Annotated in this window: 12 protein-coding genes and 1 pseudogene; 7 read left to right on the top strand and 6 right to left on the bottom strand. The window is 63.9% G+C overall.

The window, feature by feature from the left end:
* The first annotated feature begins 30 nt into the window (after positions 1 to 30).
* Positions 31 to 624 carry a hypothetical protein gene (locus FIV42_RS13770; protein ID WP_141198256.1) on the top strand — a complete coding sequence of 198 codons (594 nt, stop codon included), beginning with the start codon at positions 31 to 33 and terminating at the stop codon, positions 622 to 624.
* 83 nt (positions 625 to 707) lie between these two features.
* The gene (locus tag FIV42_RS13765) at positions 708 to 1,682 is read left to right on the top strand and encodes a universal stress protein (RefSeq protein WP_141198255.1); all 975 of its coding nucleotides are present in this window, start codon (positions 708 to 710) and stop codon (positions 1,680 to 1,682) included.
* Between the two features lie 45 nt (positions 1,683 to 1,727).
* Here the strand turns inward: FIV42_RS13765 and FIV42_RS13760 are convergent, their stop codons facing one another.
* From FIV42_RS13760 to FIV42_RS13750, 3 genes are read right to left on the bottom strand one after another with little or no spacing between them, the layout of a single operon-like run.
* Positions 1,728 to 2,483: a biotin--[acetyl-CoA-carboxylase] ligase gene (locus tag FIV42_RS13760; protein ID WP_141198254.1), complete on the bottom strand. Its 756-nt coding sequence runs from the start codon at positions 2,481 to 2,483 to the stop codon at positions 1,728 to 1,730.
* Positions 2,484 to 2,495: 12 nt separating this feature from the next.
* Positions 2,496 to 3,341, bottom strand: a complete 846-nt coding sequence (gene nadC, locus FIV42_RS13755; RefSeq protein WP_141198253.1) for a carboxylating nicotinate-nucleotide diphosphorylase — start codon at positions 3,339 to 3,341, stop codon at positions 2,496 to 2,498.
* Positions 3,342 to 3,356: 15 nt separating this feature from the next.
* Positions 3,357 to 4,124, bottom strand: a complete 768-nt coding sequence (locus FIV42_RS13750) for a ferredoxin reductase domain-containing protein (RefSeq protein ID WP_141198252.1) — start codon at positions 4,122 to 4,124, stop codon at positions 3,357 to 3,359.
* Between the two features lie 172 nt (positions 4,125 to 4,296).
* Between FIV42_RS13750 and FIV42_RS13745 the strand changes: the two genes are divergently transcribed.
* The 5 genes and pseudogenes from FIV42_RS13745 (at position 4,297) to FIV42_RS13725 (ending at position 7,299) form a co-directional block, all read left to right on the top strand.
* Positions 4,297 to 5,118 carry a hypothetical protein gene (locus FIV42_RS13745; RefSeq protein WP_141198251.1) on the top strand — a complete coding sequence of 274 codons (822 nt, stop codon included), beginning with the start codon at positions 4,297 to 4,299 and terminating at the stop codon, positions 5,116 to 5,118.
* A gap of 46 nt (positions 5,119 to 5,164) precedes the next feature.
* A pseudogene (locus FIV42_RS31430) lies at positions 5,165 to 5,302 on the top strand (DnaJ domain-containing protein); the annotation flags it as partial.
* Between the two features lie 231 nt (positions 5,303 to 5,533).
* A complete protein-coding gene (locus tag FIV42_RS13735; protein ID WP_141198250.1) occupies positions 5,534 to 6,115 on the top strand; it encodes a J domain-containing protein in 582 nt (193 codons plus the stop codon).
* A 288-nt stretch (positions 6,116 to 6,403) separates the two neighbouring features.
* Entirely contained in the window at positions 6,404 to 6,802 is a 399-nt protein-coding gene (locus FIV42_RS13730; RefSeq protein WP_141198249.1) for a hypothetical protein, read from the top strand.
* Positions 6,799 to 7,299, top strand: coding sequence for a helix-turn-helix domain-containing protein (locus FIV42_RS13725; protein ID WP_141198248.1), 501 nt, complete (start codon positions 6,799 to 6,801; stop codon positions 7,297 to 7,299). Before FIV42_RS13730 ends, FIV42_RS13725 begins: the two co-directional genes overlap by 4 nt.
* A 73-nt stretch (positions 7,300 to 7,372) precedes the next feature.
* On the opposite strand, the gene FIV42_RS13720 is transcribed toward FIV42_RS13725, so the two are convergent.
* From FIV42_RS13720 to FIV42_RS13710, 3 genes are all read right to left on the bottom strand, one after another.
* Positions 7,373 to 9,535 carry a sialidase family protein gene (locus FIV42_RS13720; RefSeq protein ID WP_141198247.1) on the bottom strand — a complete coding sequence of 721 codons (2,163 nt, stop codon included), beginning with the start codon at positions 9,533 to 9,535 and terminating at the stop codon, positions 7,373 to 7,375.
* Between the two features lie 186 nt (positions 9,536 to 9,721).
* Positions 9,722 to 10,885 carry a lactate racemase domain-containing protein gene (locus FIV42_RS13715; protein ID WP_168210631.1) on the bottom strand — a complete coding sequence of 388 codons (1,164 nt, stop codon included), beginning with the start codon at positions 10,883 to 10,885 and terminating at the stop codon, positions 9,722 to 9,724.
* Complete coding sequence (locus FIV42_RS13710) at positions 10,882 to 12,765, bottom strand: RecQ family ATP-dependent DNA helicase (RefSeq protein ID WP_141198245.1); 1,884 nt, start codon at positions 12,763 to 12,765, stop codon at positions 10,882 to 10,884. Before FIV42_RS13710 ends, FIV42_RS13715 begins: the two co-directional genes overlap by 4 nt.
* Between the last annotated feature and the right edge of the window lie 14 nt (positions 12,766 to 12,779).

Here is a 12,779-nt window from a genome sequence, read left to right as displayed (position 1 = left end):
CGATCGCCTGCACGTGCGACCCTGGTCGCCATGAGCGCCACCCTTTTGATGCTCACCGGCAGCGTCGGGTGCGGCGATCAGAGTGACGAGGCCGAGCGCGACGCCCAAGCAGCCCGAGACGCCAACAAGGGCCAGCCCGGAGAGGCTGACGCCCGGCGCAAGCGCCACGGCAACCTCTCTTCGAAGGGATTGAGCGCCGAAAAGATCGACCTCAACAAAGACGATCAGCCCGACCAGTGGAGTTACAAGAGCTCTGAAGGCGTGGTGCGCATCGAGCGCGACATGAACTTCGACGGCAGCGTCGACCTGTGGCAATACCTCGACGGGTCGGGCAACATCATCGAAGAGGAGATGGACCTCGACCTCGACGGCAAAGTCGACGTCGTCGCCTACTACAAAGACGGCGTGGTCACCCGTAAGGCGATGTCGGTCAACTTCGACGACGAATTCTCGATCGTCAAATTCTACAACAAAGAGGGCCGCCTGCTGCGTGTCGAGCGCGACCAAGACGGCGACGGCACCCCCGACCTGTTCGAGTATTACGACGAGGAAGGCCAACGCGAACGCGTCGGTTGGGACCAAAACGGCGACGGCTCGCCCGACGAATTCGACCAACTCCCCTAACCCCTCCCCACGTCGGGGAGGTGCCGAGCGTCGTGCGCGAGGCGGAGGGGGTTGCAACAAGCAACCACTGTAGACAGCTCTCAATGTACCAAGTTGAGCAAGTGCTCGTTCCGGTCGATTTCTCGACCTCCAGCCGCGCGGCGCTCGCCTTTGCGCGCGCCATCGGCAAGAACTCACCGCGCATTCACCTGGCCCACGCGCTCGGAGAGTGGCGCCCGTACGTGCGCCGCGTGCTCTTCCCGTACGCCGCGCTGGGCGAGGACGACGTGGAGTTCGAGCACGAGCTCATCGAAGAGGCGCGCGCCCACATGCTCGCCCACCTCGAGGTCAATCCCGACAAAGACAAGAGCATCGCCGATCTCACCATGCAGATCGGCCCGGTCAAAGAGACCCTGAGCGAGCGCGTGCGCAGCGTCGGCCCCGACATGGTGGTCATGGGCGCCTTTGGCGAAGGCGGCGTGCAACCCAACGTATTGGGCTCGACCGCCGAGAAGCTCCTGCGCGCGGTCACCCGCCCGGTCGTCCTCGTGCGCGACTACGACCCCAAACCGAGCATCGACCACATCGTGGTCGCCGTCGACCTGACCTCGCGCAGCACCGACGTGGTCGCCAAAGCGCTCGGGTTTGCTCTGCAGGTCGGCGCCACCATCGAACTCGTCTACGTGCTGCCCGACCCGCTCACCCAAGATACCAACAAGATTTTGGCGCGCACCCTCGACTTCAACGCCACCAAGATCTTGGAGCGCTCCCGCAGCAAGATCGAAGCGCTCTTCGACCGCATGGTCGACCACGTCGAGGTCGCCTATCCCGAGCAGGACTCGGCGCGCGAGTTGTTGCAGCAACGAAAAGTGATGGTGGGCGACCCGCCGCGGGTCATCGTCGACCACGCCGACAAGGTCGACGCCGACATGGTGGTGGTCGGCGGGCACAACACCCAGTCCGCCTCGCACCGCCAGCTGGGCCGCATCGCCTGGACGATCGCGCGCACCGCGCCGACGCATGTGATGGTGGTCCCGCCGGAGAAAGAAGTGAGCTTGTTGGGCAACGACGAGTCATAGGAGGCAGCGCTTCCAGCGCTGGTCCAGACCTAGAAGGTCTGCCTCCTATCGAAACTTCACCTCACCCGCTTGCACCTTCTCCACAACACCGTCGATCTCGACGAGCAAGCCCCCGTCGTCCGAGATGCCCTGCGAGACGCCGTCTCGCCAGCCGCCGTTCTTCGACACCTGCACCTGACGCCCCACGGTGCGATCGTAGCCCTTGAGTTCGTCGATAAATGAGCTCCATCCCTCGTCGGCGTACTGATCGGTGTACTTGACGACGACGTCGCGAATCCCCTGCAACAGCCGAAGCCTATCGAAGACCTGCCCCGCCTCGATGCGAAGGCTCGTCATGATGTCGGCGAGTTCGTCGGGAACCTGCTCGGCGGTGGTGTTCACGTTGATCCCCAGGCCAACGACAACCGCCTCGAAGCCCCCCGAGCCGGTGAGCGCCTCGCTCAAGATCCCGGCGAGCTTCTTTGGGCCGATATACAGGTCGTTGGGCCACTTGACCCAGATGTCCAGGCCCGTCAGCCCGCGCAACAGCGAGCAGACGCCGGCCGCGGTCGCCAGCGTCAGCCCCGAGGCGCGCGACGGCTCCAGGTCGGGCCGAAGCAGCACGGTCATGTAGAGGTTGGCGTTTTCGGGCGAAAACCAGCTGCGACGCTTGCCGCCGACCTCGCGCCGCCCACGCCCTGCGGTCTGCCGGTCGGCCGCCCAGCACGCCCCGTGCTCGGCGCCCTCGCCGGCCGCGCGTAGCGCCACGTCGTTGGTCGAATCCACCGTGTCGTGGAAGATGATTGGCGGTCGCTCGGCCATGGGTCGCTCCGTTCAGAACTTGAGGGAAATGTCGGCCGCCTCGATCGAATGCGTCAGCGCGCCCGACGAAATGTAGTCGAGTCCGATGCCGGCCAGCTCGGGCAGGCGCTCGAGCGTGATATTGCCGCTGGCCTCGACGGCCACGCGCTCGCCGGAGTGCTCGCGCACCCGCGCGATCGCCTCGACCATTTCGTCGGTGGCCATATTGTCGAGCATGATCACATCGGCGCCGGCGTCGAGGGCGCGGTCGAGTTCGTCGAAATTGGTCACCTCGACCTCGATCTTGACCGTCAGCGGGGCGCGCTCGCGTGCCCGGCGCACCGCCTCGGCGATGCTGCCGCCGGCCGCGGCGATGTGGTTGTCCTTGATCATGACCCCGCCCGACAGGTTGAACCGGTGGTTCGCCCCGCCGCCGCAGCGCACCGAGTACTTGTCGAGCTCGCGATACCCCGGCAGCGTCTTGCGCGTGTCGAGGATGCGCGTCTTGGAGTCGCCCAGCGCCTCGACGTAGCGCGCGGTCTTCGTGGCGATGCCCGACATGCGCTGCAAGAAGTTCAGGGCGACGCGCTCGGCGCGCAGAATCGAAATCGCCGGGCCCTCGGCGCGACCGATAACTCCGCCGACGTCGACGGCCTGGCCGTCTTCGAAGTCGAAGGACCACGTCACGCTCGGGTCGACGCGCTCGAAGACCGCCGTGACCATGGGCAAGCCGGCGAGCCGAAGCCTCTCTTTGGCCACGAGCCGGGCGGTGACCGACTCCCCTTCGAAAAAGACCGCCGAGGCGACGTCGAAGCCGACCTCGTCCTCATCGATCGCCATGTCGATCAGCCGGCGAATTCTGGGGCTTACAAAGAGCATCGCTTACCTACTTTACTAAACGTTGAGGTGGATATGCTCGGGGGCAACCCCGAGGCGCAAAAGCTTGCCGATGACCAGCTCCATCATGACCGGCGCGCCGCTGACGAAGACCAGCGCGTCCTCGAGCTCCGGGTCGTGGGCGTCGAAGGCATGCTGGACGTAGCGGTAGCCCTCTTCGGGCTCGGGCAGGTTTTCGATCGCCTGGAAGACGCGGGCGCCGTGGGCGCGCCAGTCGGCGAACTCCTGCACGTAGGCGAAGTCGTCGCGCTCGCTCTCGCCGTAGTAGACCGCCACGTTGGCCGGGGCCCGGTCGGGATCGAGCCGCCAATATTGCAATACGGGACGCACACTGGCGACGCCGGCGCCCGTGGTAAAGATCAGCACCGAGGCGCCGGCGAGGTCGTCGGCCGGATAACCGGCTCCCTCGGCGGGACTCAGGCACACGTGGTGGCCCTCGCGCAGTTGCTCGATCGTCTCGCCGAGGTCGCTGTCGAGGTCGATGAGGAACTCCCAGTGCTCCTCATCGGCCCCTGGCGCATTGGCGATGACTAGAAAACGCGGGTCTTCCGACCCACATTGGAAGGTCAGGTATTGGCCGGGGCGAGTGTGCGAGGCCAAGAATTCGGCGTCGTCGACGTGAACCCGAAGCGCCCGGTAGCGTTGCCCCTCGGCCCAGATACGATCGACGACAAAGCGCCGGCGCACCCGGTCGGCCTCCGGAGGTTGGGCCGGAAGCTGATTGGCTAGCTCGTGGGCAAAATTTTCAATCTCGTGGTCCTTCAAGCCGAGTCCTCAGTGGAGGCATTCACAAACGAATCAATAGCAGAAAGTCGGCGTTCGACAACCCTCCGAGCTCGATGCCTTGCCGATGCGGCGCCGATGCCTTGCCGAGAGACGGTCGCTGGGCTATTGTCCCGCGCCGGGTCAGTCGTAGAATTCAACATCGAGGTCAAGCATGCCCGCTCCGTACTTTCATCTGCTCGGACACATCTTCCTCGCCGTCGAGGCTTGTGAGCACAACTCCAGCCTCGCCAGCGCGCTCAAGTCGGCCGGGTTCGGCAAAGACAAGCTCAGCCGCGGTAAGGAGCTGGCGGCGGCCGGCGAAAAGCTGATCGACCGCAAGGCCGAAGAGGCCGGCGAAGATCGCATCTACGAACATAATACGCACAACGCCACCGCCGAGGTGGAGATGTGGAAGTCGACCGTGTCGTTCCGCCTCAACAAGGCGCTCGACGACGCCGGCCTGGTCAAAAAGACGCTGGGCGACGACATCCACGCACACAACCACACGGTCACGCTCATCGCCCAAGCCTTGCGCATCATTGGGATGATCCGCACCCACCCGAAGATTCACGAGAGTCTGGGCTCGGAGCGCAGCATCGAAGATCTGCTCATCCGCGGGTGGGTCCTTTTGAACAAGGTCTACCGCAACACCCAGGTGCTCATGGCTCCCGGCGCTGCCGGCGATCCGGACCACAAGATCTTCGACGAGATCGCCAAGCAGGAAACGGCGATGATGCAGTGGATCCACGAGCTTGGACGCGCCACCGAGAAGGTCAAAGAGCCGACGCTTTTGGGCGAGCTGGGCTACGTGCCCGAGGGCGTGGGGCTGCCGCTCGGCGGCACGGCCTACGGCGTCCCGCTTCACCAGAAGGCCCAGCGTGATGACCTTCCTGACATGGATGACCTTCGTCCCGATCCGGGCTGGTCGGCCGGCCGTCAGGGCCGCAACCGCGAGAACCTCGGCAAGGGCTGGGTCAAACCGACGTTCGATTAATTCCTGACATTCGAACCGCAGACGTTCGACAAGCCAGAGGCCCACGCTGCAAACTGACCTCTACGAACTGCTCGATGTCGCGCGCGACGCCGACAAGCAGACGCTCAAGTCTGCTTACCGTCGGCTCGCGCGCGAACACCACCCCGACGTCAACCCCGGCGACGACGGCGCCGAAGAGCGCTTCAAGCAAATCCTCGCCGCCTACCGCATCCTGAGCGACCCGAAGACCCGCAAGCTGTACGATCGCTACGGCTTCGAGGGGCTGCGCAGCGACTTCGACCCCGCCCAGTACGATGAGCAACGCGGCCGTCGCCCTCGCGAGGAGCGCTCACGCCAGTACGCGCGCCAACGCGCCGCCGCCGACGAGATCTTCGCCGACATCTTCAACGGCCGAAGCCCCTTCGACACCAGTCACATGCGCGATTTTGGCGGGTTCGATGCCTCCGTCGACCCGCAAGGCGCCGAACAAGGCCAGCACCTGTCGGCCGACCTGACCGTCGACTTTCTGACCGCGGTCCGAGGCGGTCCGGCCACCGTGCGCCTGCCCCACCACGCCCTCGACATCGATATCCCCGAGGGCGCCCAAGACGGTGACGTCCTCGAGCTTCGCGGCCAGGGCGGCGAGCCCCCCTCGCAGACCGGCGTCCCCGGCGACCTGACGATCAACCTGCACGTTCGCCCCCACGAGCTGCTCCGCCGAAACGGCCTCGATCTGTATATGGACTTGCCGATCACGTTCGCCGAGGCGGTCAAGGGCGCGGCGGTCACCGTGCCCACGCCCCGCGGCGAGTACGAGGTGAACGTGCCCTCGGGGGTGCACACCGGCACTAAGCTTCGCCTGGCGGGGCAGGGCGTGCGGCGCCAAGGGAAAGAAGGCGACTTCTTTGCGGTCGTGCAGGTCTATACGCCCGATTTTGTGGATGAGGAGATCGAAAAGGCGGCCGAGAAGATGGAGCGGGGGTATTCGGAGGATGTCCGGAAGGATTTGAAGCTGTAGTTTTGTGGTTGTTGTGGCTCCCTCCGCCTCGCAGACTCCGCTCGGCACCTCCCCCACGCGGGGAGGGGTGGCGAGTCTGAACTCACTGCCGGTTTGCCACCCCTCCCCGAGTCGGGGAGGTGGCGGCGTAGCGACAGCGAAGCCGCCGGAGGGGGCCTCAAAAACCCTTTCCCTCCCCGCCTTGAGTTCGAGCATCTGCCGCCTTCGACTTGCCGTCGAAGGGAAAAGGCGTTGTAAAGAATGTTAACTGTGTTAAGTTTGTTAACATCATGAACAGGCGGGGACTCGATGGAGATCATCATCACACAATGGGCCTTGGACTCGTATCTGAACCTCAGGCATACCAATGTCTTTGACGGAAACGAATATTGGATCAAGTTGCGCCCTGACGTGATGCGGCTACAGCATTACCCGAACGACCCGAAATTTCAGAATGGAAAGTTCTGGTCAATCGCAAGTGGACGGCGAGGTCCGGTTACTGACGGCTTCAAAATGAAGTGGCATAACGTCGGCAACGGCAACGTGCAGCTAAGGCTGACAGTCGGTTTGTTGCAGGACGATGCATACCTTTGCGAGGCGTATGTAAAAGACAGCCCGCAAATTGACCGACGAATGATCGCCCGGTTTTCGGTGCATCTAACGAATATCCGCCGTGGCAGATATGTCGAGCGAGGGAGGTTGACGTGACAGTTCAACATCAAACATCGAGTGAGCATCAGGTAGACCTTTTTGAAGTCGCCACAAAGATGCGCAACGAAGGGCTACCCGATGAGTTTATCGCCGATGCCGTGGCCGTAGCGCGCGGCTACGAAGGCGTTTACGACCTGATGATGATGTGGTCGGAAGTGCTGGACGCGACCGAGCGCGACGAGATCGTGGCCGACATCCAAGATATGATCGACGAATGCAGCGAGCCGGTGGGACCGCGCAAAGAGCGCTACGTTCGCTTCGATGACCTCGACTGGATTGCGGACAACATCATGAAGTTTAAGGATAACCTGCGGCGGGAGGTTGATACGCAGGGAATGACGCTCACGCAGCTTGCGGAGCGTACGGGAATGCCACTGCCCTCGTTGTCGAGATTCTTCAACAACGCATCGATGCCTCGCCGTGCAACCCTTCTGAAGATTGCCGAGGCGCTCGATCTTTCGGCCGTCGAGATTGCGACGGATTGGGATTATTAAACGACAGGAGCACGGGTATTTCGGTCCACGTCGCAACATTCAACAGTGCGCTCCAACGAAGACTTCGAGCGCACTACCTAGACGATTCGGCCATTCGCCACAGCCCATTTTCCAGTCCGACATAAAGGCCCGATGAGAGTACCTGTGCGGTGAGGATCTTCTCGTCGGGTCGCCATAGCGGCTGATGCGCACCGGAATCACGATCGACTCGATAGATCCCATTCGTCGATACCGCGAGCAGCTCGCTGCGATACGTCAGGATCTTGATGAAACCGTGGAGTGGCTCGCGGTCGCCGACCTCGCCGGCTTGGACTTCCTCAGCATACCCCGGCCCCGTGAGCCGTTCCCATCCATCGTCACGTCGAATGTAGATTGCCTCATCCGAAGTCGCATAGAGCTCGTCGTTGGTAGCGAGCAACGTGTGGACTGGTACGGCATCGGACCCATTTGTCGCGGTCGGAAGCCCCTCGTGTGCTCGAGTCCAGCGACCTTCGGCGATGTCGGCGCGCCAAACGCCAAAGAGAGCGGTCACCACCCAGATTTCGCTGTCGACAAACGTCATCGACAAGATGGACGAGGTCTGCTCATCAGTCGCCTGCGGTAGCCCTTCGCCGAAACGTTCGAAGTCGTCGTCAGTCGACGGTGCAACCCAGACGCCGCCGCCACCGGACGTACTTTGCTGGAAATCGGCCACTTCTTCACTCCCTGGCAAGACGGCATGTCGAACGTCGCCCGCAGCGCGTATGAATACCTGTCCGGCTCGGAACTGCAGATCTATCGCCGGGGAGTTTGGAGCGAAGTATCCAAGCGAGTGATGATCTGCGGGCTCCTCTCCCCAGATCAACCGGCTCTCGCGCCCCTCACCCCCCACCTCATACAGCGAGCCGGAACCGGCCTTGGTCGCAAAGAGACGTCCGTTACGAATGAATAGACCCTTTTGACGCTCCTCTACATATTGAAACACGTCCGCGAGGACCGGAAGTGGCGCCCATGTGCCATCTTCGATGCGCTTGGTGACGTATCCGTACAGCTGTGCCCCCCTTCGAGCGACGAGCCGATCGCCGTACTCGAAGATTTGGGAGATACCCGCCGACGGCGGCCCCGCGGGTCTCCACGTTTCGCCGAAATCATCGGTCTGCCACAGGCCTCGCAGGGTACGCACCGCAAAGCTCGAGCCATCGAGCTCGAACAGGTACCGATCCATCTGGGCCCCGGAACCACCGCCGATGTAGTGGAGTTCTTGGTAGGCATCGAACGGCCTGTCGATGCGGTTCCAGCGCATTGTCTCGAGGTCGAAACGCACAAGGTCCTGATTTCTTGTCCGGGCTACGACTCGACCGTCTAGCGACACCGCGCCTCGCACCTCTCCGTGGTAACCTTCGGGAAAGGTAGCCCGATCGGCGATGGTCGCTTCGCCCACCGAGCGACACCCGATCACCGGGTCGAACTCGCCGACATCGCCTGCTCCATTCGGGATGAACAAGTATCGACCGTCCGACGGCATGAAGTAGTGACGCGTGTAGCTGGTGCACCACCGGTCGAGGTCGACCGTTTGCCAGGTCTGGCCACTATCGGTCGAGAGGCGAAGGTGGTCGCCTTCGGACAATGTGATCAGCCCGGGAACCATCATGCTTGGGTAGCTGTGCGCGGACTCGAAGCGGTTGATGTATCCGATTGGCGACTCGCTGATGACATCCCAGCTGGCCCCGGCATCGGCGCTCCGCCAGAGCTCGGTCTCGGAGCGCAGAAACAATGCCTTGCTGTCGCTCCTGATGGACCAACCCTTCGTGAACCTGATCGACTCGGCGAGTTCAGGGTGCGGGCCGCGTGGCTGCCACGAGTCACCGCCGTCGCGGCTCAGGTACACCGGCTTTCCGGCGACGAAGAACACATGACCTTGCTCCACCTCGAGAATCCGCGGATGCCCGTCGTCCCAATTTTTGGGTGGAGTCTCGTACTCTTCCCATTCGGTCTCCGAAGAGAAGCGGTAGAGCGAATCGTCGTGTTCGAAATAGGCCATAGGACCGATGCGCCCAACGAAGCGACCTGCACTTCCTGGTGGGCTTCCGAGATACTGCCACTGTGCTTCGTGCGGCTCCGAGGCATCTTCGGGCGCGGAAGCGTCCGGCGCAAAACGGTCGCCGATATCCCACTGCGAATGTGTCGTGTCGTCGCTACAGGCTGTCACGGACACAAACAGCAAGAACACGGTGAGGACAGAAGTCGCACGAGTCATTGCTCGCCCCTCGGCAAGTGCGTAGGTGTCTTGGTGGATGCTGCGACAAGGTACGTGCAGCTTCTGCCGGCTCAAGGATGTGAGGAAGGATTTGGAGTTGTAGTTTTGTGGTGGTTGCCGCCCCCTCCGCCTCGCAGACTGCGCTCGGCACCTCCCCCACGCGGGGAGGGAGCCTCAAAACCCCTCTTACTTCAACCGCGGCACCGCATGAAACACGTCTTCTACGACACGCCCACGCCCTTCCGCCGCCACGTCGTCGACGGAGTCGTACTGGGCGATCCCCATCGCCTCTAACTCCGGCATCTCGGGCGCGCCGACCACAGCCACGTCACACCATTCGAGCGCCCGCGCCAGCACGTACGCTCGCTGTTGGCCGCCGCGCGTCTGCACCTCACGCTCGCCGCGAAGTTCTGCCATGAGCGCCTCTTGGCCGCGCATCATCGCCTCGGCGCATGCCTGCTCGCCGGCGCCCTGGCCGATGCCCTCGGGGCACGCCGCCTCCAAGATCAGCAGGCCGCCCTCGCGAACCGCCGGCCGGTCGACGAGCGCAGCGTAGGTCACCGCGCGCGAGGCTTGGTAGAAGTTGACCGCCTTGGGGCCCTCGACCGGTAGGTGCAGCCAATCGAAGGGCTCGTCGACGTCCTCGAAGAAGACGTCTTGGGCGACCTCGACGCAGCTTTGGAACGCCGCGAAGAGCGGCCCGAACTGCGCAGCGTGGCACGCGTCGGCGCCGTCGGGCACGATCATCAGGCCCCATTTGGGCCCGAGAGGGTGGGACAGCTCCCACAACGCTTGCTGGAACGGGTTGTCTTCGACGTTGCCCAGCGCGGTGCGCTCGTCGCGCAAGAATTCGAGGCCGTGCATCGCGCTCACCGTGGCGTGCGAGGCGCAGCCGATGGAGACGGTCTTCGCTCCGCCGGAGAACCCGGCGTATTGGTGCGGCTCGACCACGCCCACACAGATGATGCGGTCGGCGTTGGTGATCGCAGGGGAGTAGCGTGCCGGAAGGGCCGGCCAGCCGTCGTGGTCGGCGCCGACGTCGGCCTCGAGCTCGACGAGGTCGTCGGCAAGGGCGTCATGTTGGACCAGGCGCGCGTCGTAACGCGCGGCAACTTCGGCCAACGGAAGGAGTTCCGTGCGCGATAGCGGGCGATGCAGCCCCAGCGCGACAACTAACGTCACCTGGGCGCCGGCGTCGTCCAACAACGCCAGCAACGGGGAGAGCACCGCATCGTAGTCGAGCGGGCGCGTCAGATCAGGGACCGCGACGGTGACCTTCTTGCCGCGAAAAAAAGCCGCCTGAAACCCGGCGGCGAGGGCGTCGATGACCGCATCGTTGGTCGGTGTCACGCTTCCTCCAGAAGCCTTCTCTCCAAGTGTCTCTCGATTCCTACCGGCACGCTCGCCGCGCCCTTCATGACCTCGACGCCGGCGTCGGTCAGCGCGATGCGCTTTCGGCGCGCGCTCTCGACGAGGCCCTCTTCGACGCAATCGTCGAGCAGGTCGACCAGGTCTTGTTGGTTCATGTACTCGAGGATGCCGTAGGTCGACATCTTCGACAGCCCCAGGCGCCTGAGTTCGACGGACCGCGAGCCGCGCAGCATCGCCGCCACCCGAACCGGCGTGGCGTGCTGGCGGGCGCGGGCCACGCCACTCAAGATCTTACGCACGATCGTCTCGGCGGAATCCTCGGCGTCGATGGGAGAGATCATGCCGTCGGGGCTGCGGGCGTAGTCGGGCCGCCCGCAGCAGCTGTCACAGTGGCCGCAGCCACCCTTGTAGCTCGGCCGGCTGTTAAAATAGTTGAGCAAATAGGTCTGTCGACAGCCGCGCCCGGTCGCGTACATCTCGACGTCTTCTAGCTGGCGCTTGCCGAGCTTGCGTTGGCTGGCGAGTTTGTCCCAGTCGACGCGCAGGTCGCGAAGCCGGGCGCGGTCGAGCACCTCGACCCAGTCGTAGCCGGCGTCAGTGCCTGTTCGGAGGTGACCGCCCCCGTCGAGCAGCCTGAGCGCGGTCTCGACCGCCCAGGGGTGGATGCGCTTGGAGTGCCCGGCGCGGTTGAGGTGGTCGCAGATCTGCTCGGCGCCCAGGTCGTGGCGGCCCATGCCGCGCTTGAACAGGAGCAGCCAGACCCGCTCGACGATCTCTTTTTGGGGAAACGAATTCTCCGTGAAGAACTCGTGGATGCCCGCATCGCGGCTGTTGTAGAGCACCACGCACTCGGCGGGCTCGCCGTCGCGCCCTGCGCGGCCGGCCTCCTGGTAGTATGCCTCGAGGCTGCCGGGGATATTGTAGTGGACGATGGCGCGCACGTCGGACTTGTCGACGCCCATGCCAAAGGCGTTGGTGGCGACCAGCACGGGCAGGTCGCCGGCCATGAACGCATCCTGGATGCTCGCGCGCTGCCGGTCCGACAAGCCTGCGTGGTAGCCCGCGGCGAGCCAGCCGCGCGACTCCAGGCTGCGCGAGACCTCTTCGACCTGCCGACGCGTCGCACAGTAGACGACCACCGACTCGCCTCGCCGATGGTTCAAGAGCTTTTCGATGCGCCCGATCTTCTCTTGTTGCCCGATCGTTTCGACTACTTCGTAGAACAGATTCGGCCGCTCGAAACCCGACACGATCACCTCGGCGTCGTCCATGCCCAGCTGGTCGAGGATGTCGCGCTGCACCAGCGTGGTCGCCGTGGCGGTGAGGGCCATCATCACCGGATGGCCCACCTCGGCGCGGATGTCGCCGATGTCGAGATAGTCGGGGCGAAAGTCGTGGCCCCACTGGCTGATGCAATGGGCCTCGTCGACGGCGATCAGACCGATCTTGGCCTCCGAGAGCGCCCGTCGAAAGGCGTCGTTTCGGAAGCGCTCGGGGGCGACGTAGACGAGGTCGTACTCCCCCCGGGCCATCTTGCGCAGCCGTTCTTGCTGCTCGGCGTAGGCGATCGACGAGTTGATCAGCGTGGCCGCCACGCCGAATTCGGCGAGCGCGTCGACCTGGTCTTTCATCAAGGCGATCAGCGGGGAGATGACCAGCGCCGTGCCGTCGAGCATGCAGGCGGGAAGCTGGTAGCACAGGCTCTTGCCCGAGCCGGTGGGCATCACGGCCAACACGTCGTGCCCGGCCAAGACGGCTTCGACGATGTCGCGTTGGCCGGGGCGAAAGTCGTCGAAGCCGAAATGCTCTTTGAGAGCTGCCTGCACGTCGTGTGCTGGGCTGGTAGGTTGTGCGTCCATGCGGTGTTCGTCGT

Source organism: Persicimonas caeni, from assembly GCF_006517175.1.
Classification (GTDB): domain Bacteria; phylum Myxococcota_A; class Bradymonadia; order Bradymonadales; family Bradymonadaceae; genus Persicimonas; species Persicimonas caeni.
This window is presented reverse-complemented; position numbering and strand designations above follow the sequence as displayed.

Bases quoted from the DNA above. Each gene is read 5' to 3' on its own strand.
- FIV42_RS13770 (WP_141198256.1), top strand. From the start codon at position 31: ATGAGCGCCACCCTTTTGATGCTCACCGGCAGCGTCGGGTGCGGCGAT.
- FIV42_RS13765 (WP_141198255.1), top strand. From the start codon at position 708: ATGTACCAAGTTGAGCAAGTGCTCGTTCCGGTCGATTTCTCGACCTCC.
- FIV42_RS13760 (WP_141198254.1), bottom strand. From the start codon at position 2,483: ATGGCCGAGCGACCGCCAATCATCTTCCACGACACGGTGGATTCGACC.
- nadC (WP_141198253.1), bottom strand. From the start codon at position 3,341: ATGCTCTTTGTAAGCCCCAGAATTCGCCGGCTGATCGACATGGCGATC.
- FIV42_RS13745 (WP_141198251.1), top strand. From the start codon at position 4,297: ATGCCCGCTCCGTACTTTCATCTGCTCGGACACATCTTCCTCGCCGTC.
- FIV42_RS13735 (WP_141198250.1), top strand. From the start codon at position 5,534: ATGCGCGATTTTGGCGGGTTCGATGCCTCCGTCGACCCGCAAGGCGCC.
- FIV42_RS13730 (WP_141198249.1), top strand. From the start codon at position 6,404: ATGGAGATCATCATCACACAATGGGCCTTGGACTCGTATCTGAACCTC.
- FIV42_RS13720 (WP_141198247.1), bottom strand. From the start codon at position 9,535: ATGACTCGTGCGACTTCTGTCCTCACCGTGTTCTTGCTGTTTGTGTCC.
- FIV42_RS13710 (WP_141198245.1), bottom strand. From the start codon at position 12,765: ATGGACGCACAACCTACCAGCCCAGCACACGACGTGCAGGCAGCTCTC.